The organism is Propionibacterium sp. oral taxon 192 str. F0372, assembly GCF_000413315.1.
GTDB lineage: Bacteria > Actinomycetota > Actinomycetes > Propionibacteriales > Propionibacteriaceae > Brooklawnia.
This window is the reverse complement of the sequence record NZ_KE340297.1, coordinates 1,111,449-1,133,984: the sequence shown is the minus strand read 5'-3', so window position 1 is coordinate 1,133,984 and position 22,536 is coordinate 1,111,449. Positions and strand designations below refer to the sequence as shown.

Below are 22,536 nucleotides of genomic sequence, written 5' to 3'. Positions count from 1 at the left end.
TGCAACACCATCAAATCATCATCCGATTCCCGGAGATGGCCGACATCGCTTCACTGCTGGATCCACCCCACTGGTTGCCCCCCCCTGTATCCCGGTCAGGGTTTTGATGGTCTCACGCGAGGCCACCAAAACGCGCCATTTGATCCAGAATGCGTCTCAAGTCCTGGCGAACACACCTTGTCGAATCCCCTCACGATCGCAGCGCGATCCACCATCGTGGCACACAGCACCAACAACTCCATCCCCACAGTCACTGCCACCAAGACCCAGTGATGACCCCTAGGGTAGTTCAGTGATAACCCCTAGGGCGACCCGGTGACGACCCCCCTGGAGCGCCCCTGTGATGACCCGCGTGACGTCACCCTGAGCAATGTCAAATAGTTTTCCTATGGTACGCTGCCAGGCAGTGTCATAGGGGTCGCAGCAACAGTGATTGTTGTTGCGCACTGGAAATGAGTGAAAGAGGAAAGATATGCGGGCCCTGACCTGTGCGTGGCGCTTCGTGATACGCAAGAAGCTGAAGACATTGATAATGTTCGGCATTATACTATGTTTATCTACAGTAATGCTGAGCATGGTTGCGGTGAAGGGCTCCACGGATGAGGCTGCGGCGCAGGCAGGTCAACAACTCAAAGCCGGTTTCACTCTTGAGAATAACCGGAAGAACAATCCCGGAACTCCGCGGGGTGGTGGTGTCGTCAAACCCGGCGACATAGACGCTATCCAGGCCGTACCCGGGGTAACCGACCACTTCCGCCGCATGTCGCTGACTGCCGATCTAGTGGGAGCGAATGCACTAAAACTACCCAATTCTCAGCAAGACTACGACGCCCAGAAAGAAAAACTCTTCGGGAACTTGGTAACTGGTTATGGAGAGAATAATACCGAGCTAGACGTAAATTTTCGTTCCGGCAGCCTGAAACTGACTCAGGGGCGTCACATCAACGAATCTGATGTCAACAAGGCGATCATTCATGAAGACCTTGCCAAAGCGAATGGTTTGCAGATCGGAGACAAACTCAAGCTGAAGGCGAACCCGCACGACGCTGACAATGTTAATCAGTCTACCGAAGAAGTGGAGCCCGAGATCGTCGGGTTGTTCTCGGGCGAGAACATCAAACCTGCCCGGGTGCGCGCCGAGCTAGTGCAGAATTCCGTCTACACTGACGTAACCACTGCGAAACAGATTGCCAAATTCGAAGAAGGCAAAGAGATCTACACGGACGCTACCTTTTTCGTGGAATCCGCCGGAAAACTCGACGAGGTTATGAAGCAGGCCAGCCAGCTGGGGATTGACTGGAAAAATTTCCAGCTTTCTAAGAATGATCAGATCCTCGCGGGTGTCACGGGCACGGTTCAGAGTATCTACAAGCTCGTCGACACGATGGTCGTGGCCACCGTCATCTTCGGCGTGTTGGTTATCTCCCTAGTGCTGTGGCTGTGGGCAAGGGAGAGACGACGCGAAACCGGCATCCTCTTGGCGGTAGGAACTTCGAAACCCGGTATCGTGATCCAGCACATCCTGGAATTGGTGCTGATAGCGATCCCGGCCTTCGGGGTGGCGTGGTTCGCAGCCCAGGGGGCGGCCCAGTTTATCGGCAATCAGCTAGTTTCTCAGGCCGCTAAGTCGGCGTCAAAGGAGATGGCCGACCAGCTCGGCAGCGGCCTTGCTGCCGACAATGAATCAGCCCTGTCCGGCAAGACCCTTGACCATGTCCAAGTGATGCTGGATTCCGGGCAATGGGCCTTGGTGTGTGGGATCTCGCTGGCGCTGGTCTGCGTCGCGGTGCTGATCGCATCCATCCCGATCCTGCGGGCCAAGCCCAAGGCCCTACTCACCCAGCTTTCTTGAGGCGTCTGCGATGTTACTGGTGAAACGCGCTTGGCTGTCAGTCAGCAGGCGGGCGGGGAAGAGCGTGGTGCTGCTGCTCATCATGACGGTGATCTTCACCGCCCTGATGGCGGAAGCTAGTGTCCGCGGGTCGATGCAGGCCCTACGGGAAAGCGTCAGCCGTGGGGTACCCGCAGGATTCGTTGTGCGTTCCGGCAGCGGGGAACTGAGTCTCGCCGACGCGCAGTCCGTCGGCGGGGTGCAGGGTGTCACCGCACACAACTACGTGCGAGGTCTCACCGCCATACCGTCGAGCCTTGAGCTCGTCGAGATGCCGGCCAGCGGTGTGGAACTCTCCGGTGACGTGGCACCCGAGGCGGGGGTGAGTGGGGTGACCCGCAGCGATCTGATCCAAGGGTTCGCAGCTAAGCAGTACGACCTCGTCGAGGGGCGCCACATCACCGATGGCGACCATAACTCCGTGATCATGCATCAGGAGCTGGCCACGAAGAACGGCCTCAAGGTCGGAGATCAGGTCACGCTGGACCGTGACGGAAAATCCGTGACCATGACCATCATCGGCCTGTTTACCGGGACCAGCCGGAAAGCATCGCTGCCCTCAGAGATGGCGGAGAACACCTTCTTCACCGACCTGGCCTCCAGCGGTGAACTCGCTGCTGGACAGGAGCTCACCGAGGCCCAGTACCTGGTCACGAGCGCCGACGACCTGAACGCGACAATCGCCCGGGCCAAGGAGCTGCCGCTGCCTTGGGACACGCTCCAAGTGGAGGACAACGCCAAGTCCTTCGCGGGGGTGCTCTCCGGGATCGCCACCGTCGAGGGGCTGCTCAACCTGATGCTGGCCGGGATGAGTCTCGCGAGCATCGCAATCTTGGTATTTGTGCTGGTGTTCTGGGTGCGAGGCCGGGTCCACGAGATCGGGATCCTGCTGTCGGTGGGCACAACCAAGGGAAGACTGCTCGCGCAATTCCTGATCGAGCTGAGCATGATCGCACTCGCTGCAGGTGCCCTAGCGGTTCTCGCATCCGGTCAGGTCTCCCACATGCTCGGCGACTTCGTCGTCGGGCAGGCCACGGGGACAGAGGATGGCCAGTCAGGTGCGAACATCCCGCCCCCCAGTTTTGCCGCAGCCTCGGCGTTCGACCTCGGACGCGCCTGGCTACTCGGCTGCGCCGTCGTCCTGATGTCGGCGGTAGTCGCAATGATCCCGATGCTGCGGCTCAAGCCGAAGCAAATTCTCTCCAAGATGAGTTAGGAATTCACCAATGAGCGTTCTCGCATTGGAAAAGGTTAGCTACGCCTACGATAAGAAGTCACGAAAGCTTCTCGAAAAAGTCACCACAGAATTCGAAGAGGGCACGTTCTACGCGATCCTTGGCGGCTCCGGGGCAGGTAAATCAACTCTGCTTGGTTTACTTGCGGGGTTGGACATCCCCACCAGCGGAAAGATTCTCTGCAACGGCACTGACATCTCGGAGCAGGGGCTTCCACGACACCGCAAGCGCAACGTGGCACTGGTGTTCCAGAACTACAACCTGATCGATTACCTGACCCCCTTGGAAAATCTTCGCCTGGTAAACCATGGTGCCGATGCCGGGGTGCTGGAGAAGATGGGCCTGGAGAAGGAGGAGATCAACCGCAATGTCATGAAACTCTCGGGCGGGCAGCAACAACGAGTCGCGATCGGCCGGGCGCTAGTTTCCGACGCTCCCGTTATCCTTGCCGACGAGCCGACGGGCAATCTTGACGAGGAAACAGCCCAAGACATCATCGACATCCTCAAGGCGGCTGCACACGACGAGAAGAAATGCGTGATCGTCGTCACGCACAGCAAGCAGGTGGCCAACGCTGCCGACGTCGTGCTGCGGCTCAGGGGCCGGAAACTCGTGGCCTGATGCCGGTGGCTCCGCGGTGGTTTCCGGCATCCTCCAACCGCGGAGCCACTCTCATTCCCCAGCTGTGGCGCCATTGCGGCAGGGCAACGGGCAACTCAGAAGCGACGGGATCCAACGGCACTAGCGCGACAACAGTGGGGTCACCGCCCCGGAGATCACCGTCGCGGTGCCCTTGGCCCCCAGAGCGAGTTCCTGGGCCCGGGGATCATTGAATACCAGTAGCGATCCCACCGGGGCTCCGTCGTCGACGAAAACCTCAACGCTGGAGTTGTCCACGTAGACGTGCAACCGCACTCTGCCGTCGACGACGCGGTGGGCTACCTCGCGCCGCAGGGCAAACTGCGCCGTCGCACCGTCGCGCCCTGGGACGGTCGCCAGGCCACCGCTGGTGCGGTCGAGGTAGAAGATACCCTCGGCAGGCATTACCCCCACTCGCACCTCCTGCAACACGCCGTCGATCTGGCCACGGCACAGGCTCAGCCAGGCGTCGCTGGCTCCGGAGACATCCAACGTCAGATCCAGTTCCACGACGCGACCCGTGCCCAGCACGGTCGTCGTGTCCGTGGCGGACAGCCCATCAATGCCAGTTGCCCGGCCTCGCAAGCCATCCATTTCCTTCACAGGTTTTTGCAGCAGGAGCCGCACTCCATCCCGGGTGGTCAGCGTCAACTCGCGCGGGATGCTCATCTGGTTCTTCCAGCCTTCGGTAGGCATCGAGTAGGGGTAAGCCCAGTTGCCCATCCACCCCAGCCAGATGCGACGTCCCTCGACCTTCTCGAAACTCTGGGCCGCGTAGAAGTCCTGGCCAGCGTCGGTGAAACGGACCCGGTCATCCTCGGGGAAGAAGGTGGAGCCATCGAAATCACCGATGAAGTACTGGGCCGTCGAACCATGGGTCTCGGTGTTGTCGCCGATCGACATAGTCAGCACCCAACGGGTCTCCCCGGTGGAGATGTCGTCGATGGGGAACAAGTCGGGGCATTCCCACACTGCGGCGTGGGAGCCCTTCCCTTCCCCGAAATTGCTGGCGTGCGCCCAAGAACGCAGATCACCGGAGCGGTACACGGCGATGCGGTCTCCCAGGGAGACCACCATCACCCACGACTTGGTCGGCTCGTGCCAGAAGACCTTCGGGTCACGGAAGTCCTTGCGACCCTCGTTGGGAATGACAGGATTTCCCTCATAGCGTTTCCATGAGCGCCCGCGGTCGGTGCTGTAGGCCAGGGACTGCGCCTCCCCACCCTCGGTTGATGTGTAAATTGCCACCATTCCTCCGCCCGGAACCAGCCCGGAAGTGTTGGCGCCATCGTCGACACAACTGCCGGACATCGCCAAGCCAAGGGCATCGTGTTCGAGGGCCGTGCCCAACCGCTTCCAGCGCACCATGTCGGGACTGACTGCGTGCGCCCACGTGCCGTCCTGTTGGTGGAACAGGTGATATTCACCCTGGTGGAAGATCAAACCGTTGGGATCCGCCAGGTTTCCGCTGGCGGGGGTGTAGTGGTACACCGGCCGGAACGGGTCGCTGTGAGCGACTGGGCCACTGGGAGCCTGGGATGCCGGAGCCGAGGAACGGGGCTCTGAAGCGGTGGGGGTGGAGGATGGAGGAGAGGCCTTGGCGTCGTTCTGGCCATGAGTGCCGAAAACAAACGCTCCAGCCGTCGTCCCGATACCAAATAGCAAGGCGCGACGACCGTACTTTCCACTGATCATATCCCGAATATTTACCTCATCACCGGTTCACCCGCCCCGTCCCACAGGCGGTAGTGCGGGTGGGATTGATGGCGCCCGGATGTGAGCGGAACGCTACCACTAGGCGTTGAGCACCGATATCTTCGAAAAACTCGGATTCGGCACAGGTATCGACACACTCAAGAACAACAACCTCATCTAACCCACAACACCATGTGCTATCCCATCCCATCGTGACTGTGTTAGGCCTGGTCGCTCGTGATGTGTGCTCTCGTCTAGGCTCGTGGGCACACCAACCATGGAGGATCCATGCGTCGCTGCGCCGTCATCGGCTCGCCCATTGAGCACTCGATGTCCCCCCTGCTGCACCGCACTGCCTACCGGCAGCTGGGCATCGCCGACGAGTTCAGCTACGACCGCTTCGAAGTGACCCCTAGCACCCTGGACACTTTCCTGGCCGGACTCGGCGATGAGTGGATCGGGTTGTCGGTGACGGCACCCAACAAACAAGCACTGTTAGCCCACGGAATGTGCGACGATGTCGCAACCACGCTGCGCTCAGGCAATACCATCATCTTCGGCCACGACGGCCAACCGAATCAGGTGCACAATACCGACGTCACCGGCCTACTAGGCGCCCTCACCAAGAAGAACATCACCTGTCTGGAGCACCTGGCATTGGTCGGGGCCGGGGCGACGGCCCGGTCGGCACTGTGGGCAGCGGCCCAACTGGGCCTTGACGAAGTAATGGTGCTGGCCCGCGACGAGCAGCGCGCCCGGGCCTCGCTCACTGGCTTGGCCGCAGCCCTGAACGTCACCATCCACCATGCCCCGCTGTCCGGCCCCATCGCCCTACCCGCCGGATGGGAGCGCGCCGACCTGCTGGTTTCCACGATCCCCGCCACCCTGCCCGATGCCTTGGTGAGCCAACTGGTCGGGCTCAGCGACGCGGTCTTCGAGGTGGTTTACAACAACTACCCATCGGCCTTTGACCGCGCAGCGATCGCAGCCGGCATCCCACACCTGGACGGATTTGATCTGCTCGTCGGTCAGGCCATTGACCAGATCAGACTGATGACCGGGCGCGATGCGGATGCGGAGCCGCTCCTTGAGTTATGCCGGGCAGAGGCACTGCGACATAGTTGAGGCCCCTGCCACCGCATTGTGCACCGACCCCGGCAAAATGGTGGCGAGCCACAATTGAGGTGACAGCAGATGGAAAAATAACACCGGGCCCCATGTTTTCGTAGCGCCAGTGATTTTGCGCGCTCGGAGGGACTCGAACCCCCAACCTTCTGATCCGTAGTCAGATGCTCTATCCATTAAGCTACGAGCGCAGTGCCTTCAGGCTGGGAAGAATCCTACGCGCTGGCTCAGGCTGATGCCAAATCACCTTCCACCACGAACCGGCTGGCCCACCGAATCCCGGCAGCCCCTCGCGAAGGATGGCATTGCCAACCCGATCCACCGGCCCAGGGGGAAAGCTATGCCAAGGATGCAGGGCGCATCACCGCGAGCACCCGGCCAAGTGGACCGGCACGCCCCGAAGGGCGGAGGTGGCGGGATTTGAACCCGCGATGGGGTTGAGCCCCAAACCCGCTTAGCAGGCGGGCGCCATAGACCTGACTAGGCGACACCTCCAGGCGTTCTGCGCGCTGAAGCACACAGTGACCCGCTCAGGGTATCGGCTGGGACGGTCAACTGCAAAGCAGCAGCGTCAACCCACCATGCGGGGATTCCCCGGCCTACTCCTGGACCCACACAAAGCGGCGATACCGGGGTCCAGCATTACCCGGCCATCCACCAAGTCACCGAGTGATGGGGGCTTGGTGGGTGAAACCAACCGACTGCCGGATGAGGTGGGATCGCGCTGCAAGACGTAGAGTTTGACCGTCCATGCATGGGGCTTTGGGAGGAAGAAACTTGTCATCGCCGTCCGACGGATACCGTCACGCCCGTCGTTGTCTCGACGACAATGACGTCGCGCTCTCCCGCCCCACCGCGGGAAGCCCGTTGCATTCTGCTCCGGCGAGCAACTTCACCGGCTCGCCTGCCATGGCCCCCGGAAACCGCGGCGGTGCAGCTTTTGGCTCGATTCCCGATTCGGCGGCCTCGCCAGAGGAACTGGGCGCCGCCTGGCAGAACTACCGTTCCCGGCGCTTCCGCTCCACCTTGGGGCGCACCGTACTGTCCGCAATTGCACCGGGGACCGGGTTTGTCGGCACCCGGCTGGACAAGCTGGGCAAGGTGATGGTCGTCGTACTGATCGCTATCGCGGCCCTCGGCGCCTTTTTCGTCTTCGGCAACCCAATATCCGCCGCGGGTGCTGCGCTGCGCGCCGGAACCATGCTGGCGATCGCCGTTGGCCTACTGCTGGTCATGGGCGTGTGGATTGCCATGATGCTTGGCACCTATCTGGTTTCCCGCCCCAAACGAATCACCCAACGCCAGCGGGCCGCAGGGGCTGGGCTCGTCAGTTTCCTCGCCTTGGCTATCGCCCTTCCGATGTCGGTGGCTTCGGCGTATGCCTACCAGACCGCACAGTTGTCCGGGTCGATCTTCCGTAACGACAAGGAATCACAGACCCGCCCGACCCTGGGTTCTGATCCTTGGGCAAAGATCGACCGGGTCAATATCCTGCTGCTCGGTGGAGATTCCGGCGAGGGCCGTGAAGAGGAACTTGGGATCCGTACCGACACGATGATGCTGGCATCCATCGACACCCACACTGGGGCCACCCTCATCACCCAACTACCACGTGCGCTTCAGCACCCGGAGTTCCCCCGAGGTAGCGACCTCGCCAAGGTGTACCCCTATGGCTTCGACGACGGAGCGGAATCCTTCATCTCCTCGGTGTGGCACGTCGTACCCATCGAACATCCAGAGCTGTTCCAAAACACCGACTACCCCGGCGCCGATGCCCTCAAGTACGCGGTCGAGGGTACCACCGGGCTGAAGGTCGACTATTTCGCGATGGTCAATATCGACGGGCTCGTCCAGCTTATCGACGCCATGGGTGGGGTCGTCGTCAATGTCAACCACCCCATTGCCAAGGGTGGTTCCACCGAGTACGGCTGTGGCCAGGACGGGTGGATCCCTGAGGGACCGGATCAGAAACTCAATGGCGTTGATGCGATGTGGTACGCCCGCTCCAGGTGTAACTCTGTCAACACCGACTACGACCGGATGGTCCGTCAGTCCTGCTTGGTCAATGCCGTGATCCACCAGGCCGATCCGGCGAAGATGCTCACCCGCTACGAGGACATCGCCAAGGCCGCCGGGAACCTAGTCTCCACCGACATCCCGCAGAACGACCTGTCGGCGATCGTGGATCTTGCCGGTCGCGTGAAACAGGGCAATAACACCCAGCGGCTCGCTTTCATTCACGGGCAGAACGGTTTCGATGCATCGGCCCCCGATTTCGAGTTGATGCATCAGCAGGTCTCCGACGCCATCGCCGCAATGAGCCCCGAGAAGGCTCCGCAGGCTCCCGCATCGAACCAAGCTCCCGCCCCAGAACCAACCAGCCAGCAGGCTCCAGAACCAACCACCGAGCAACCACCAGCCGAGGAACCGACTCAGCCCGCAGCCACCGACACCACAGGGGCCAGCGAAACCGAGTCGACGACGGTTGCCGAGCAGGTGACCGATGCCTGCGCCTACCGTCACGAGGAGCCCTCCGACACGGTGCTGGTGCCTGCGACGGTTCCGGTCTACACCCCATCCTCGCCGTCCACCGATCCGCGTTCCAACACCGGGCGTTAAACCAGCGGCTTAGCCGTGAAAGACGCGTAGACGGTTGGCGATGTCTTTGGTGACGGCCATCATGCGCTCATCGGCGACACCGCCCGGGGCTTGGATGTAGACCCGTTTGACCGGCCCGGAGGCGATGACCAAGCGTGATCCGTCGGGGGTGGAGTGCACGGAATCGACATCGGCCCACTGGCCCTCGCGACGATATCCGGGGCCCGACACCAAAAATCCGTCGCTGTCGAGGGTGACGTGCAGCGTGCGCGAGGAAACGAAGGATCGCGCGATAAGGGCCAGGAACAATCCGGCCAGGACAAGCGCCGCCCCAGCGATCCAGATGGGCACCAGGTCCCGGTTCCATCCCAGAACCAGCCCGACAACGCCGATCACCAGGGCGAGGCAAGCCAGCACCCAAGCCCGCACGGGAGCCTCGGGACGCAGAGCATGGTAAGTGGTGCGTGCACTCGTCATCATCCCGGCTCCTTCCCCATTGGGCGCAAGGGCGGCGAGAGTGGGATTCGAACCCACGGAGGTTTCCCTCGGCCGCTTTCAAGGCGGCTGCACTAGTCCACTATGCGATCTCGCCAGAGGCGTGCACCATGTTATCCCACCCACGACCCCACGGGCTGTCTCTCCGGCAGGTGTGGTGGCGAAGTTAGCCACACAGGCCTGCATCATGTCCGCAGCATGGCAGGCTGGGATCATGCACGCGATCACCCTTAAAGATTTCGGCGGCCCGGAGATGATGATTTGGGCCGAGATTCCCGCCCCCACCCCCGGAGCCGGGGAGGTGCTGATCCGCACCATCGCGGTCGGGCTGAACCGGGCCGACCTGCTGCAGCGCGCCGGCCATTACCCGCCGCCCCCCGGAACCTCCGAGTTGCTGGGTCTTGAATGCTCCGGCGTCGTCGAGGCGCTTGGGGACGGGGTCGAGGGCATTGAGGTGGGCCAGCAGGTCGTCGCCCTGCTGGCCGGTGGCGCCTATGCGGAATACGTCGTCGCCCCTGCGGGCCAGGTGGCGCCAATACCCGCCGGGATCGATCCAGTGAGCGCTGCCGGGGTTATCGAGGTGGCTGCCACCGTGCTGTCGAACCTTGATCTAACCCATCTGACAGGTGGTGAGACCTTCTTGGTGCATGGCGGGGCCGGGGGCATTGGCAGCTTCGCTATCCAGTACGCCAAGGTTCTGGGTGCGCGGGTGGCCACCACCGCATCGGCTAGCAAGCTCGACCATTGCCGCGCTATGGGCGCCGACCTAGTATTCAACTACGACTCTGACTGGGTATCCCAGCTCAAGCAGGCAACTGACGGCCACGGTGCCGACGTCATCCTGGATATCATCGGGGCCAAATACTTGGACCAAAACATCTCCGCGCTAGCTGCCGACGGACGTCTCGTGATCATCGGGATGCAGAAGGGCACTAAGGCAGAGTTGAACATCGCCAAGCTGCTCAATAAGCGCGGCACCATATCGGCCACCTCCCTGCGCTACCGGCCCGACGCTCAGAAGGCCGAGATCACCAAGGCCGTCGTTCATCGGGTGTGGCCGATGCTTACCGACGGGGTGATCAGGCTCTCCCCCGAGACCAGAATCCCGCTCACCGAGGCCGCGCGGGCCCACGAATTGCTCGCATCTGGTTCCAACATCGGAAAGGTAATCCTCACTCTATGATCCGCCGAAGGTGCCAGCACCCCGTAACGCACCCGGATGTTCTGGGACAGGGGACTGCGCCATTGCAGCGGATGCATAACGTTGAATCATGGCATCGGACATGACACCACTGACACGCCGCCGCCTGCTGACCATTCCGTCCCTCGCCGCGCTGACTGGTGCCCTGGGTGCCTGCGACGCCCTACCCCTCATGGAGGCCCGCGCCATCCCTTACCAAGTAGAGGTCGAGCACAGGAATGTCGAACTGCCGCAAATCCCTGACCTGAGTGCGGCAGTGACGGCCTGCGCCGCGCTGGGGGAACGCATGGTGCGCCACCAAGTAGCCGAGGGCGGACTCAATGCAATGGCCTGCCCGGTAGGCCTATCTTTGGGGCTGGCACTGTTGTTCGCCGGGGCCACGACGCCAACCATTGATGTCGACCGGGTTCTGGGGACGGCCGCCGACGACGGATCGGTAGCCGACGGCACGATCCGCGATCTAACGTGGTCAGGGGTGATGACCTCGCTGCAGGAGATGGAGGCCAGCGAGCGAGCACTCAAGGATTTCGACCCGGAGAAACTTCCCGACACCCCGATGCTGCACATCGCCAACCGGGTGCTGCTGCTCGTCGAGAACCGGGTCACCCTGCCCTACCTGGAAGCTGCGAACCGCTGGTATTCGGCCACCATCGAGCACTGCGACCGCAGATCCGCGAAGAAGGTACTGGATGCCTGGAGTCGGCACCACACCGGCGGCCTGATCAAGAAATCTGGCATCCTCGTCGAGGAGGACACGGTGGCAGTACTGCAGAATACGCTACTGCTGGCCGCCGCCTGGCAAACCCCGTTCAGCGGGGATGCCACCACCGACGAGGAGTTCACCCGCTCCGACGGTACGAAGACGCAGGTCCCGATGATGAGCGAAGGCTTGTGGGTGCCCCAGGCCCAGGCGAACGGCTGGCGGGCAATCCGTCTGCCCTATGCCTCCCACTCGCAGGATCCCCGGCTCGTCGTTGACATCATCCTTCCCGATGCCGGAACCGATCCCAGCGAACTGCCTGAGGGCAGCTGGGCTGCGGCCTCCACAGCCCTCAATTCGGCCCCCTCCACCGAGATCACTCTCACCATGCCACGCTTCGACTTGAGCACTGGCCCCGTCGACATGGCCTCCGTGCTGATGGAGATGGGTCTTGACATCACTGCCCCACTCCCCCACATCGGCGATGACCTGCAGATCGGACAAGCGGTCCAGCAGGTGCGGCTCATGGTGGCCGAGAAAGGCACGGTCGCTGCGGCGCTTACCGAGATCGAGATCCAAGAGACCGCGGGTCCGGTGGAGAAAGATATGTTCACCGTCGACCATCCTTTTGTGCTAAGAATCGTCGACCGCACCACGGGATTGGGCGTCATTGAGGGGCTGATCGGCGATCCGGGGGCGACCAGCTGATTCGGATGAGCCGCCGGGCGACGACGCCCGATGGCGGGGATACCCGGCGGTTCCGGGAGTCGGATGACTGACTCGCGCCGGTGAGCGGGACCCAGTGCCTGGGCCTAATGACCCGAGCATTGAGGATGCAGGGGGCTCTGACGGGCGAACCAGCCCAACCCATTGGCATAAATATTCCATCACAGGAATAGTCTTTTGGTTATACTGTTTCACGTGTCCAAGGTTCTGACTTCACTTCCCGTCGGCGAACGCGTCGGCATCGCCTTTTCCGGGGGGCTCGATACCTCGGTCGCCGTCGCGTGGATGCGCGAGAAAGGCGCGGTTCCCTGCACCTACACCGCCCACATCGGCCAGTACGACGAGCCCGACATCGCCTCGGTGCCCGGACGCGCCCTGCAGTACGGGGCAGAAGTCTCCCGGCTGGTCGACTGCCGCGAGGCCCTGGTGGAGCAGGGCCTGGTCGCCCTGCAGTGCGGCGCCTTCAACGTGCGCTGCGCGGGCAAGGCCTATTTCAACACCACCCCCATCGGGCGAGCGGTCACTGGCACCATGCTCGTCCAGGCGATGGCAGCCGACGACGTCTCCATATGGGGCGATGGGTCCACCTACAAGGGCAATGACATCGAGCGGTTCTACCGCTACGGCCTGATGGCCAACCCTTCGCTGCGCATCTACAAGCCGTGGCTTGATGAGGATTTCGTCTCCGAACTCGGCGGACGCGCCGAGATGAGCCAATGGCTCACCGAACACAACCTGCCCTACCGCGACTCCAAGGAGAAGGCCTACTCCACCGATGCCAATATCTGGGGTGCCACCCACGAAGCCAAAACCCTGGAGGAACTCGATGTCTCAATGGAGAGCGTCGAGCCGATCATGGGGGTCAAGTTCTGGGATCCAACGGTGCGCATCGACACCGAAGACGTCACCATCCGCTTTGATCAAGGCTGGCCGGTAGCCATCAATGGGGAACGCTTCGACGACAAGGTGGCCCTGGTACTGCGGGCCAACGAGATCGGCGGGCGTCACGGTCTGGGGATGAGCGACCAAATCGAAAACCGGATCATTGAGGCCAAATCACGTGGCATCTACGAAGCTCCCGGAATGGCGCTGCTGTACGTCGCCTATGAACGGTTACTCAACGCGATCCACAACGAGGGGACGCTATCGAACTACCACACCGAGGGCCTGCGGCTTGGACGCCTGCTCTACGAGGGCCGGTGGTTCGATCCGCAGTCGATGATGATCCGCGAATCCCTGCAGCGCTGGGTGGCTGGCGTGGTCACCGGCGAGGTGACCCTGCGGCTGCGGCGCGGCGACGACTACACGATCCTTAACACCGTCGGCGAAAACCTCACCTACCAGCCGGAGCGGTTGTCAATGGAACGGGTCGAGGATTCCGCATTCGGGCCGATGGATCGCATCGGGCAGCTCACCATGCGCAACTTGGACATTGCCGATTCACGTTCCAAGCTGGAGCAGTACGTCCAACTCGGCCAGCTGACCGGCTCGGCCTCCACACTGATCGGCGAATTGGAGACCGGAGCCCACCAGGACATCGCAGCGGGCTCCCCCACCTCGGATGCCGAAGCCGCCCTGGATCGGGCAGCTATGGAGTCCGGCACCGACTGAGTCGCACGATCCACTCCGGGTGCCCACCCAGGACCATGACGAGGACTAGGGTCGGTCCATGGACACAGCGATCGATCTGCTCTCCTCTTGGATGAACGACGCCCGTTCCGCCGTCTTTTTCGGCGGGGCGGGTGTTTCCACGGCATCGGGCATCCCCGACTTCCGTTCCGCGGCGGGACTGTATGTCACCGCTGCCGGCAACGGGAGGGAACCTGAGTACCTGCTTTCCCATGAGTGCCTCATCGCGGAACCAGCCGAGTTCTTTACCTTCCACCGAACCCATCTGGTGCATCCCGAGGCCAAGCCGAACCGCGCCCACCTTGCCCTGGCACGATTGGAAGATTCCGGGCACCTGGCGGCCGTCGTCACCCAGAACATTGACGGCCTACACCAGGCCGCGGGGTCAAGAACCGTCCACGAGTTGCATGGTTCGGTGGAGCGCAACCACTGCGTGCAATGCGGTCGCGCGATAGACCTTGCAGACATCCCCGACGAGCCGGTCATCCCGGTCTGTCCCGATTGCGGTGGGATGGTCCGCCCCGACGTCGTGTTGTACGGGGAGGGGCTTGACGAGCAGGTCATCGATGCCTCAATCCGGGCGATTCAGCAGGCAGATGTGCTCATCGTCGGTGGCACCTCGCTCAATGTGTACCCGGCGGCCGGGTTGATTCGTTACTACCGGGGTCATCGACTAGTACTCATCAATCTCACCGAAACCCCGGCTGACAAGGGAGCAGACTTGGTGATTCATTCCCCGATCGATGAGGTACTGGACACGGTTGTGCAACGAAACTGCGACACAACCCCGAGGTAACCCCGAATCTGACCCCATGGCGGCATATGCATGAGCATGTGCGCACATGCCCGAGAGCGCTCGGCTTCCCTGGGCATGCGTTCTCAATTCCACGGTGACAATGAGTTTCACCGCAGGCACGCAATTCGCGACGGATACACTGATGGATACACTTGAGTATCCATACTTAGTTCCAGTGAGTACACGAACGTATCGAAACTCGGGTATTCGAGCGGTGTTGTGGCTCATCAAGGCACGGAAGGATTGTTCATACAAGGGGCCGCTTCGGCTTGGACGGAATCGAGAGGAGCAAGGACATGACTGGTGCGAACAGCACGGCTCAGCAGACACCTGCGTGCATCAGCGATGCCGAACTCTTCATGGACGAGTTGCTTGAGGATCCGTCGCTTGCCCAGACCCGGGAGGAGCGCCGCAGGCTGCAGTTGCTGACGGCCAAGGCCGAGCAGAACTGCCTTCATTGCCCCCTGCTGGAGCAGTGTCTCTATGATGCTGTCGTCAAGCACGAGGTGGCCGGGTATTGTGCTGGCACCACCCAGCGTCAGCGTCAGCTCATCCGCCACCGCCTGAACTGGCGGGTAGAGGGGGAGAATTTAGACATCTTCGCAGGGGTGCACTCCGGACACCAGATCGATCACGACGAGGTGCTTCGTCTTCGCCAGGCGAATCCCACCGATTCCCTCGAGTCGATTGCTCTTCGTCTGGGCTGTTCCTTGTCGACCGTCAAGCGTCATCTCCGCAAGGAGCGTCGTGGCGAGAGCATCGGCCGCGTCAAGCTGGCCCCGGTTTCCCCGAGCGTCGAACAGGTGATGGCTGCCTATCAGGACGTGATGGGCGTCCGGGAACAGGGGCGGCGAGCCGCCTGACAACTAAAAAGACCTACCTGATCGCCGAGCGAACCCCGAACGCGATGACCGCGATCAGGTACCCCGCCGCTGGTCTGCACCCCGTGACCTGGCGGCATCCCGACCCGGGAGCTACGACCCCGTGTAGCTCCCGGGTCGCAGCTTTTCATCCGGATTTATTCACTGCATCATCCCGGTACCGTTGGCCTCAGCGATGTGAACGCGCCGCACCAACCTGGGAAGGAGAAACCTCATGCCAGGTCGTCCTGCCGACGCCGATGTCTTCGACCACAAGCGATCCCGCGACGGGGAGCACATCGGATACATCGAGATGACCACCGACGGGGGTTTCGTCCCTTACGACAGGTTGTGGCGACGATGTGGTGATCCCGGCAGCATTGATGTCGCAGAGGCTCGCCTCGATGAGACCGGGCTGCGTTTCCTGGCCAATTCCTGGACACTGCACACCTCCGATGGCTCGGTCAAGGTGCGGATCGCCGAGGTCCACCGTGATCACGCGGTGGTCTCGCCGGTCCTTGATGACTTCGGCACCGAGACCGCGGGGACCGTTGACCTCACTCAACGTTGGACGATCGCACTGCCCTGCGAGGATCTCATCGAGAACTGAGCATCACAGCCGCACCACCTCACCCAGCGATGGCACCACGGCCGTGATCCCCAGTTCCTCACGGATGCGCTGTGCCAGGGCCCGGGCTGAATCCGGCTCACCGTGGACACAGTGCACCACCGTCGGGGTCGGCGACATCCCCCGCAACCAGTCGATCAGATCGCTGGCATCGGCGTGGACGCTGAACTCCCGGTCCTGCAGGATCTCGGCGCGTACCGGGACGTATCTGCCGTACATCTTCAGCTCGGTGGCCCCGTCCACCAGGGCCCTTCCCCGGGTGCCGGGAGCCTGGAAACCGGTGAACACCACCCCGTTGCGCTCGTCGCCGAGCATGTGGGCCAAGTGGTGAACGACCCGCCCGCCGGTGGCCATGCCGGAGGAGGAGATGATGATCGACGGGCGATCAGGGCAGTTCAGTGCCATGGAGGCCTCCATGGACCGGGCCTCACGTAAGGTGGGCAGGTTGATGAATTCACGGCCCTTGAAACGCGGGTCGATCTCGGCAGCCATCGCCGGATCACGGTAGACGTCGAGAGCGGCTAGGCCCATCGGAGAATTGACCCAGATCGGGATGTCTGCGGGGATACGACCCGCTTCGATCATCTCCTGCAAGGTGAGCAGCAACACCTCGGTGCGGTCCACCGCGAAAGCGGGGATCAGCACATTGCCTCCCCGGCCGATGACCCGGTTCACCAGATCGGCGAATTCCTGGTGCGGGATCTCCGGTTCCGGGTGCTCCCGGTCGCCGTAAGTGGATTCGATGAGCACCGTCGGCGCGCCCTGGGGTACTTCCCGATCCACCAGCACCGGGTGTTCCAGGCGACCCAGATCGCCGGAGAAAACCACGGCGTTGCCAGTGGTGGTATCCCGGAAGCGGATCGAGGTGGCCCCGAGAATATGACCGGCTCGCCACATCCGCATCACGAGTCCATCTCCCAGATCGACATCGGTGTGCACGTTCACCTCGCGAAATAGTGGGAGGACCCGCTCCACATCGGCGATGGTGTACAGCGGGCGCGGGTTAGCGTGCTTGGAATAGCCGCCCTTGCGTGCGTCGCGGGCCTCCATCTCCTGCAGGTGGGCGGCGTCGCGCAGCACGATCCCGGCCAGCCGGATGGTTCCGGCCGTCGCCAGGATCTGCCCGGAAAAACCCTGCGCCACCAGGACGGGGAGGTATCCGACGTGGTCCATGTGCGCGTGGGTGAGCACAATCGTGTGGATCGAGGAGGGGTTGGTGGGGAAGGGCTGCCAATTCATCTCGCGCAGCTTCTTCTGGCCCTGGAACATCCCTGCGTCGACAAGAATGCGCCGGTTGCCTCGGTGGGTCAGCAGATATTTCGACCCGGTGACGGTTTGCGCGCCACCCAGGAAGGTCAGTGTCAGTGATGTGCCCATGCTCCAGCATCCCGCGTTCGGCGAGATTTCGTGGCAGGCACGGGCACATCGGTGTGAACGACCCGCATGGTGAACGGACCCGCATGCCTGCATACGCAGGAGCGCGGGAATACCGGTCAGCAGTACGTGCCAGCCACCGGCACGGTAACGGTGATCTCCACCCCGGATCGGGTGAGCACCTCCAGTGAGGCCTTCTGGTTGTCGGTGGTGACCAGCCCCTGGTGACCGCCCCCAGCATCGGAGACCTTCTCGTCAGACGCGAAATCATTTTCCCGGAACACCCGGTTCACCTCGTCGATCAGTGGCTGATCCCAGGCGGGGATTCCTGGGGTATCCCACGCGCCTCTGACCCAGGCCTCGCACCTGCCCACGGTGGAATGGGTGTGCACCTCACCGGGTTCCACGACAGGAGTCATCTCTAAGTGCTGTGCCATGACCGAGGCAACCGAACCGATCACCGGCACATATCTGGTGGCAACCTCATCGGGGCTGAGACTGGAATGGGTGCAGGAACTCAGCACCAGCGCACAGCTCAGCGCCACAAGTGCAGGGGCACATCGAGCCACAGCCTCATCCCCCTCCACCCACGCCACTCAAGGGTTGCACCGTCGACGTCACGACCGATGCGGCAGACGAGTTGCCCCCAAGGGCTTCCGGTCACCTCGGGTTGGCTGAAGCCCAAGCACGTGAAGTTCTCGGCCAGTAGTTCTGCGATCACCGTGGAATCCGCGAGCCGCAGGACGGTTCCCTCGGCTGTAACGTCGTAGATCCGCAGCACCAGTTGCTTGCCGTCCTCGCTGGTCACCTGGCGATCGGGCAGAGGTTCACGCCACCTCGTGCCGGGGAAACGATCCTCGAATTCCCGGCACACGGCCTCGACAGCCCGTCTCAATTCACTCGTGTTCATGGCACCGTCCTAGAACTCTGCATGACCACTTTGCGGAACTCCTCCTCGGTGAGATGCACTTCGCCGGGGTATTCCACTCCCCCCGATGTGCCGCCGCCGGGACCCCACGTGTTGACCAGAATGATCCTGCCCTGGCCATCGAATCCCTTCACCCAGTAGGAGTGCCTAGGGACGATCCGCTTGTCGAAGGGCTGCTCCGCGGGATTGACATCCCACGGGGCTCCCGCATTGGTGCCGACGGCGACTGCCTGCGGAGGTTGAGCGGACAGGCCTTGACGGATCTCATCGAAACTGTGCGGCTTCATCAGGGTGAAGTCGGCCATGTGCCCGGTGATAGCCAGCATGGCTGAAGAGGGCACCCCGCCGGTCCGCGAGAAGACCGATCCGAGCGCAGATTTCTTGTATGCAGCCTCGTAAATGGACAGCACGTTGAGTTCCCCGTTCGGCCCGCGCACCCGATCCGGATCGTCGCTGATCTCCTTCGGATCGACGATGATCTCCCGCTTGATGGTTCCGAGAACGGCATTCTCGTAGATCGTGACCTTGTAGGTCCCGGTTTCCGGGTCCCAGACAACGTTCTTCCGAATGAATTCCGGGTCGGTGCTGGCGATGGCGGCGACGGAGCTGAGAAAGAAACAATCGCCATTCTTCCCCTGCTCGGAATTCGCTGCCTGATCGGCCAATGCTTCGTCGCTGAGATCGACGGGACCGGTGTCCGGGCGTGGGGCGAAGGGCGGGGGCATCTGACGAATCTTGTAGAGGGCCAGGGCCGCTTCTTCATCGGCCTTGGTGGCTTTATCCAGGATCTGGAAATAGGTGTGTTGCAGATTCGTGCGTTTCTCGTATTGTTCGGGCCATTTGTTCTCCGGAAGATTGCCCAGTGCGCGAGTTATGCTGACTTTCCCACGATCATCCGCGACGATGCAGGGATTATCCCGGCCGGTTGCGTCCGCTGTTTCGAGTTCCTTCTTGCAGCCGTCGATGGTGTCGGCGCATCTGGTCAGTACGGGTCCCATGGCCTTGATGTCATCGGCCTCGGCCTTCGTGGCCTCCATAGAAGCATCAATGAGTGCTTGAGCAAGTGCCGATTTCGGGTCGAGCCATGCGCTGATGAGTTTCGTGCGTTGTTCCCGGATCTCATCGAGTCTGCTCAGCAGATCTTCGGAGGCCTTGTCCGCCTCGCTGGATGAATTCTTCAGGCGTTCGGTGTCGTAGTTGCGCAGTTGGGAACGGGTGAGCATCACCGTCTCCCCTCAGGGATCTCGCTGGCGAGGCTCGCGTTGCTCTCCTCCACATCCATGAGGTCACGACCGGTGGTGACCAGATCGACACCGATCTGGTCGAGATCAGTAGCCAGCTTCGTGATCTGCTTGGCGGAATCCTCCCCCACGGCTGCCAGAGCCACATCGACTCGGAAACCCGGGCTCGGGGAACCGATGATGGCCTGCATCGCCTGGGCGGTGGGTGTCACCGCATCGGCGATCCCACAGATCACCTTACCGATGCTCATCACGGCTTCGCCGTCTCGCTCAATGTCTGCCACGCTGCCCCCTGAGTGCCACCAGTTTATCAACACAGCGAGTCAGCAGGAGCTGGCGGGAAAATCTGGTTGATGGCACAGGTGATGATGCCTCTCTTCCGCGGGTCTGCGCCCGCACGGACTGCCGATTATGAGAATCCATGCTCACAAGCAGAATTGATTGTCACGCGCTATTAAAATTGATCATGCTGGCACATTAAGCGGCTGGCATGGCGGATTGAATACAGTTGTGTATCGAGCACTTTCGGGGTTAGCGTGGAGATACGGGTCATCGGAGTTGATGGCGGAAATCCTCGTCCGGGAGGTGATCATGGTGTTGCCGGTTTCGGTGTTGTTGAATGCGAATCCTCAGGCATGGGTGAGCTTGGAGGAAACGCTGGCTCATTTGGCCAAGGACATGGATGAGGCTGCCGAGGGTCTTTATGCTCGCGGGACCGGGGCGTTGCCCGATGCGTGGGCCGATGCGGTGGGCGAGCTGGCGAAGGCCGAGTTCATTGCGTTGGCTGCCAGTTTTGAGATTGTCGGTATCCAGTTGCGGAGTGCTTGTTCGGTGTTATCGGGGATGGCGGTGACAATGATCACCTGTCGCCGGGAGACCGAGCAGTGGATGGATGCCGCGTCGTGGAAGCAGTGCACGGTGGCCGATGACGGGACGATCACTCCGCCGGACGATGCACCGGAGTCGGTGGCTGAGTGGGCATCCACCGCGACTCATGCGCTGCGCAGCGCGTTGACGCGGGCCACCAAGGCCGATGCTGCAGCCGCCGAGGTACTCAGGAACTGGCGGCTGGTGACGCTGGACGTCAATCGTAGGGATGGTATTGATGTCGGGGGAGATGTCAAAGAGCATCTCAGAGGCACTTTGCCATTGGGGACCGGTGGCGCATTGGATGCATTGAAGGCTGGAGTTCCGGCCGCTGAGTCCGATGAGTTCGAGCGCAGGTGGTGGGCTGGGTTGACCAATGCCGAGCGTTCCCAGTTAATGAAGGCGCTGCCGTTGACAGTGGCGGGCTTGTCCAGTCTTCCTCCTGAAATGCGGGAGAAGATCAGGGGCGAGGGCGGCTATGACCGGGTGAAGATGCTGCACTACGCGAGTGACCACTGGGCGGATGAGAAGGGGGATTGGAAGGGTCTGGACAATTGCACCAATTTCGTGTCCCACACCTTGGAGGCCGGTGGCCTGTCGCAGAAGGGATGGACGCCGTGGGGTGCCGAATCGTGGGGGCACACGGTGGTGTCAGGGGTTGATCTTCCCTTGGTCCATTACAAGGGTCAGTACTCTGACACCTGGGGTGGCGCTGATCAACAGCATGACTTTTTCGCCACTCACGGCTCCGAATCCGTCGGGGTGGCGGGGGCCGAGCCCGGGGATGCGATCTACTGGACGCACACGACCGAGAGCCCAGGGCATTCGGTGGGTGAGGAGCATCATGCGGCGGTGGTGAGTGCGGTGCTGCCGAACGGGGATGTGTTGTACACCCAGCATTCCGACGGCGCCCAGCACCTGTCACTGAATGGGCGGCTGCCCCGCTCGGACATGGGCGGTGACCAGGAGATTCAGGTGCTTCGGATCCGCAAGACGTGGTGAGTGGCGAGAGCCAGTGTTTGAAGGGAGTACGTTGTGACGATTGACATGAACTGGGCCGAGGTGTCCAAGGTGGCCGATGGCACCAGGGAGCTCACCTTTCAGGCTGTGTCTCGGGTCAACGCGGCATTGTCGGAATGCGCGACTGCCGCTGCGGCCAATGCTGGGACCGCGTGTGGTGCGGCGATCACCGGGTGCGAGCAGGGATGGGCCGATGAGCTTGCCGATCTCACTCGTCGCGCCATGATTGCTGCTGATGCGCTTGATGATTCGGCGTTAACGATCCAGCAGTCCGAGGAACAAAACACCAAAGCCGCCAACGCCCTCCGAGGACTCCTCCGATGAAACAAACCCTCACCCTACTGATAACCAGTGTCCTTCTGCTCACAGGCTGCAGCAAACACGTCAACCCACCACCAGCCGACGCAGACTCCATCGAAACACTCCGCACCTTCCTCGACGCCGTCATCGCCGACGACGAAAAAACCGGACAACACATCGCCGGACCCTGCTGGCACAAAGTCAAAAAATGGTTCAACCTGAACGACGACCGCATCATCAAATACGAAATACCGAAAGCTGCAACACCAAGATCGATGGCGCCACCCGAAGCCCGATTTGATGGCATCGGATTCGACTATTGGGACACTTCCGGTAAATATCATGACCGCATGGTTGCTCTTTTTGAACGCGAAAACGATAAATCGCCATGGCAGATCTGTGAAATTTCTCACGAATTCGCACCATGATTGCTGCTGATGCGCTTGATGATTCGGCGTTAACGATCCAGCAGGCCGAGGAACAAAACACCAGAGCCGCCAACGCCCTCCGAGGACTCCTCCAATGAAACAAACCCTCACCCTACTGATAACCAGTATCTTTCTGCTCACCGGCTGCGGCAAACACGTC

21 protein-coding genes and 3 tRNA genes are annotated in these 22,536 nt (G+C 61.7%); 14 read left to right on the top strand and 10 right to left on the bottom strand.

The annotated features are described in order from the left end of the window. Window positions 1-472: 472 nt before the first annotated feature. Genes HMPREF1531_RS05330 through HMPREF1531_RS05320 form a run of 3 tightly spaced genes read left to right on the top strand, consistent with a single transcriptional unit; the run spans window position 473 to window position 3,747 of the window. Entirely contained in the window at window positions 473-1,852 is a 1,380-nt protein-coding gene (locus tag HMPREF1531_RS05330) for an ABC transporter permease (protein ID WP_016668896.1), read from the top strand. Between the two features lie 10 nt (window positions 1,853-1,862). Beyond that, window positions 1,863-3,107, top strand: a complete 1,245-nt coding sequence (locus HMPREF1531_RS05325; protein ID WP_016668895.1) for an ABC transporter permease — start codon at window positions 1,863-1,865, stop codon at window positions 3,105-3,107. A gap of 10 nt (window positions 3,108-3,117) precedes the next feature. Continuing rightward, window positions 3,118-3,747 (top strand): ABC transporter ATP-binding protein, encoded by a 630-nt coding sequence (locus HMPREF1531_RS05320; protein WP_016668894.1) that lies wholly within the window; start codon window positions 3,118-3,120, stop codon window positions 3,745-3,747. Between the two features lie 120 nt (window positions 3,748-3,867). Here HMPREF1531_RS05320 and HMPREF1531_RS05315 read toward each other — a convergent pair whose 3' ends face one another. Beyond that, window positions 3,868-5,460 carry a glycoside hydrolase family 32 protein gene (locus HMPREF1531_RS05315; protein ID WP_016668893.1) on the bottom strand — a complete coding sequence of 531 codons (1,593 nt, stop codon included), beginning with the start codon at window positions 5,458-5,460 and terminating at the stop codon, window positions 3,868-3,870. 288 nt (window positions 5,461-5,748) lie between these two features. Between HMPREF1531_RS05315 and HMPREF1531_RS05310 the strand changes: the two genes are divergently transcribed. Then, window positions 5,749-6,585 (top strand): shikimate dehydrogenase family protein, encoded by an 837-nt coding sequence (locus tag HMPREF1531_RS05310; RefSeq protein WP_016668892.1) that lies wholly within the window; start codon window positions 5,749-5,751, stop codon window positions 6,583-6,585. 118 nt (window positions 6,586-6,703) lie between these two features. Here the strand turns inward: HMPREF1531_RS05310 and HMPREF1531_RS05305 are convergent. Then, window positions 6,704-6,776: transfer RNA gene (locus tag HMPREF1531_RS05305), tRNA-Arg, on the bottom strand. A gap of 214 nt (window positions 6,777-6,990) precedes the next feature. Continuing rightward, window positions 6,991-7,080: transfer RNA gene (locus HMPREF1531_RS05300), tRNA-Ser, on the bottom strand. 282 nt (window positions 7,081-7,362) lie between these two features. On the opposite strand from HMPREF1531_RS05300, the gene HMPREF1531_RS05295 reads away from it, so the two are divergent. Further along, window positions 7,363-9,204, top strand: coding sequence for an LCP family glycopolymer transferase (locus tag HMPREF1531_RS05295; RefSeq protein WP_051123334.1), 1,842 nt, complete (start codon window positions 7,363-7,365; stop codon window positions 9,202-9,204). Window positions 9,205-9,213: 9 nt separating this feature from the next. On the opposite strand, the gene HMPREF1531_RS05290 is transcribed toward HMPREF1531_RS05295, so the two are convergent. Further along, complete coding sequence (locus HMPREF1531_RS05290) at window positions 9,214-9,663, bottom strand: hypothetical protein (RefSeq protein WP_016668890.1); 450 nt, start codon at window positions 9,661-9,663, stop codon at window positions 9,214-9,216. Window positions 9,664-9,692: 29 nt separating this feature from the next. Next, a tRNA-Ser gene (locus tag HMPREF1531_RS05285) sits at window positions 9,693-9,775 on the bottom strand. Between the two features lie 117 nt (window positions 9,776-9,892). Between HMPREF1531_RS05285 and HMPREF1531_RS05280 the strand changes: the two genes are divergently transcribed. The 6 genes from HMPREF1531_RS05280 (at window position 9,893) to HMPREF1531_RS05255 (ending at window position 16,200) form a co-directional block, all read left to right on the top strand. Next, window positions 9,893-10,861, top strand: a complete 969-nt coding sequence (locus tag HMPREF1531_RS05280; RefSeq protein ID WP_036898439.1) for an NAD(P)H-quinone oxidoreductase — start codon at window positions 9,893-9,895, stop codon at window positions 10,859-10,861. 88 nt (window positions 10,862-10,949) lie between these two features. After that, window positions 10,950-12,287 carry a serpin family protein gene (locus HMPREF1531_RS05275; protein ID WP_016668888.1) on the top strand — a complete coding sequence of 446 codons (1,338 nt, stop codon included), beginning with the start codon at window positions 10,950-10,952 and terminating at the stop codon, window positions 12,285-12,287. A 204-nt stretch (window positions 12,288-12,491) separates the two neighbouring features. After that, the gene (gene argG / locus HMPREF1531_RS05270; RefSeq protein WP_198011065.1) at window positions 12,492-13,916 is read left to right on the top strand and encodes an argininosuccinate synthase; all 1,425 of its coding nucleotides are present in this window, start codon (window positions 12,492-12,494) and stop codon (window positions 13,914-13,916) included. A gap of 58 nt (window positions 13,917-13,974) precedes the next feature. After that, entirely contained in the window at window positions 13,975-14,730 is a 756-nt protein-coding gene (locus HMPREF1531_RS05265) for an NAD-dependent protein deacylase (RefSeq protein ID WP_016668886.1), read from the top strand. 296 nt (window positions 14,731-15,026) lie between these two features. Then, window positions 15,027-15,593: a WhiB family transcriptional regulator gene (locus tag HMPREF1531_RS05260; RefSeq protein ID WP_016668885.1), complete on the top strand. Its 567-nt coding sequence runs from the start codon at window positions 15,027-15,029 to the stop codon at window positions 15,591-15,593. A 232-nt stretch (window positions 15,594-15,825) separates the two neighbouring features. Continuing rightward, window positions 15,826-16,200: a hypothetical protein gene (locus HMPREF1531_RS05255; protein ID WP_016668884.1), complete on the top strand. Its 375-nt coding sequence runs from the start codon at window positions 15,826-15,828 to the stop codon at window positions 16,198-16,200. Between the two features lie 3 nt (window positions 16,201-16,203). Here the strand turns inward: HMPREF1531_RS05255 and HMPREF1531_RS05250 are convergent, their stop codons facing one another. From HMPREF1531_RS05250 to HMPREF1531_RS05230, 5 genes are all read right to left on the bottom strand, one after another. Beyond that, the gene (locus HMPREF1531_RS05250) at window positions 16,204-17,595 is read right to left on the bottom strand and encodes an MBL fold metallo-hydrolase RNA specificity domain-containing protein (RefSeq protein WP_016668883.1); all 1,392 of its coding nucleotides are present in this window, start codon (window positions 17,593-17,595) and stop codon (window positions 16,204-16,206) included. 116 nt (window positions 17,596-17,711) lie between these two features. Next, complete coding sequence (locus HMPREF1531_RS05245) at window positions 17,712-18,161, bottom strand: hypothetical protein (RefSeq protein ID WP_156860181.1); 450 nt, start codon at window positions 18,159-18,161, stop codon at window positions 17,712-17,714. After that, window positions 18,128-18,502 (bottom strand): hypothetical protein, encoded by a 375-nt coding sequence (locus HMPREF1531_RS05240; protein WP_016668881.1) that lies wholly within the window; start codon window positions 18,500-18,502, stop codon window positions 18,128-18,130. Before HMPREF1531_RS05240 ends, HMPREF1531_RS05245 begins: the two co-directional genes overlap by 34 nt. Further along, window positions 18,499-19,743 carry a C2 family cysteine protease gene (locus HMPREF1531_RS05235; protein ID WP_016668880.1) on the bottom strand — a complete coding sequence of 415 codons (1,245 nt, stop codon included), beginning with the start codon at window positions 19,741-19,743 and terminating at the stop codon, window positions 18,499-18,501. The genes HMPREF1531_RS05240 and HMPREF1531_RS05235 overlap by 4 nt, the downstream gene beginning before the upstream one ends. After that, window positions 19,743-20,045, bottom strand: a complete 303-nt coding sequence (locus HMPREF1531_RS05230; protein ID WP_016668879.1) for a hypothetical protein — start codon at window positions 20,043-20,045, stop codon at window positions 19,743-19,745. The genes HMPREF1531_RS05235 and HMPREF1531_RS05230 overlap by 1 nt, the downstream gene beginning before the upstream one ends. Window positions 20,046-20,322: 277 nt before the next feature. Here HMPREF1531_RS05230 and HMPREF1531_RS05225 point away from each other — a divergent pair, with 277 nt between their 5' ends. From HMPREF1531_RS05225 to HMPREF1531_RS05215, 3 genes are read left to right on the top strand one after another with little or no spacing between them, the layout of a single operon-like run. Further along, the gene (locus HMPREF1531_RS05225; RefSeq protein WP_036897294.1) at window positions 20,323-21,630 is read left to right on the top strand and encodes an amidase domain-containing protein; all 1,308 of its coding nucleotides are present in this window, start codon (window positions 20,323-20,325) and stop codon (window positions 21,628-21,630) included. 33 nt (window positions 21,631-21,663) lie between these two features. Then, the gene (locus HMPREF1531_RS05220; protein ID WP_016668877.1) at window positions 21,664-21,972 is read left to right on the top strand and encodes a hypothetical protein; all 309 of its coding nucleotides are present in this window, start codon (window positions 21,664-21,666) and stop codon (window positions 21,970-21,972) included. After that, window positions 21,969-22,376, top strand: coding sequence for a hypothetical protein (locus HMPREF1531_RS05215; RefSeq protein WP_016668876.1), 408 nt, complete (start codon window positions 21,969-21,971; stop codon window positions 22,374-22,376). Before HMPREF1531_RS05220 ends, HMPREF1531_RS05215 begins: the two co-directional genes overlap by 4 nt. The last annotated feature ends 160 nt before the right edge of the window (window positions 22,377-22,536 follow it).

Excerpts from the sequence above, each read along its gene's own strand:
- HMPREF1531_RS05330 (WP_016668896.1), top strand. The coding sequence starts at position 473 with ATGCGGGCCCTGACCTGTGCGTGGCGCTTCGTGATACGCAAGAAGCTG.
- HMPREF1531_RS05325 (WP_016668895.1), top strand. The coding sequence starts at position 1,863 with ATGTTACTGGTGAAACGCGCTTGGCTGTCAGTCAGCAGGCGGGCGGGG.
- HMPREF1531_RS05320 (WP_016668894.1), top strand. The coding sequence starts at position 3,118 with ATGAGCGTTCTCGCATTGGAAAAGGTTAGCTACGCCTACGATAAGAAG.
- HMPREF1531_RS05315 (WP_016668893.1), bottom strand. The coding sequence starts at position 5,460 with ATGATCAGTGGAAAGTACGGTCGTCGCGCCTTGCTATTTGGTATCGGG.
- HMPREF1531_RS05310 (WP_016668892.1), top strand. The coding sequence starts at position 5,749 with ATGCGTCGCTGCGCCGTCATCGGCTCGCCCATTGAGCACTCGATGTCC.
- HMPREF1531_RS05290 (WP_016668890.1), bottom strand. The coding sequence starts at position 9,663 with ATGATGACGAGTGCACGCACCACTTACCATGCTCTGCGTCCCGAGGCT.
- HMPREF1531_RS05280 (WP_036898439.1), top strand. The coding sequence starts at position 9,893 with ATGCACGCGATCACCCTTAAAGATTTCGGCGGCCCGGAGATGATGATT.
- HMPREF1531_RS05275 (WP_016668888.1), top strand. The coding sequence starts at position 10,950 with ATGGCATCGGACATGACACCACTGACACGCCGCCGCCTGCTGACCATT.
- HMPREF1531_RS05265 (WP_016668886.1), top strand. The coding sequence starts at position 13,975 with ATGGACACAGCGATCGATCTGCTCTCCTCTTGGATGAACGACGCCCGT.
- HMPREF1531_RS05260 (WP_016668885.1), top strand. The coding sequence starts at position 15,027 with ATGACTGGTGCGAACAGCACGGCTCAGCAGACACCTGCGTGCATCAGC.
- HMPREF1531_RS05255 (WP_016668884.1), top strand. The coding sequence starts at position 15,826 with ATGCCAGGTCGTCCTGCCGACGCCGATGTCTTCGACCACAAGCGATCC.
- HMPREF1531_RS05250 (WP_016668883.1), bottom strand. The coding sequence starts at position 17,595 with ATGGGCACATCACTGACACTGACCTTCCTGGGTGGCGCGCAAACCGTC.
- HMPREF1531_RS05240 (WP_016668881.1), bottom strand. The coding sequence starts at position 18,502 with ATGAACACGAGTGAATTGAGACGGGCTGTCGAGGCCGTGTGCCGGGAA.
- HMPREF1531_RS05235 (WP_016668880.1), bottom strand. The coding sequence starts at position 19,743 with ATGCTCACCCGTTCCCAACTGCGCAACTACGACACCGAACGCCTGAAG.
- HMPREF1531_RS05225 (WP_036897294.1), top strand. The coding sequence starts at position 20,323 with ATGGCGGAAATCCTCGTCCGGGAGGTGATCATGGTGTTGCCGGTTTCG.
- HMPREF1531_RS05215 (WP_016668876.1), top strand. The coding sequence starts at position 21,969 with ATGAAACAAACCCTCACCCTACTGATAACCAGTGTCCTTCTGCTCACA.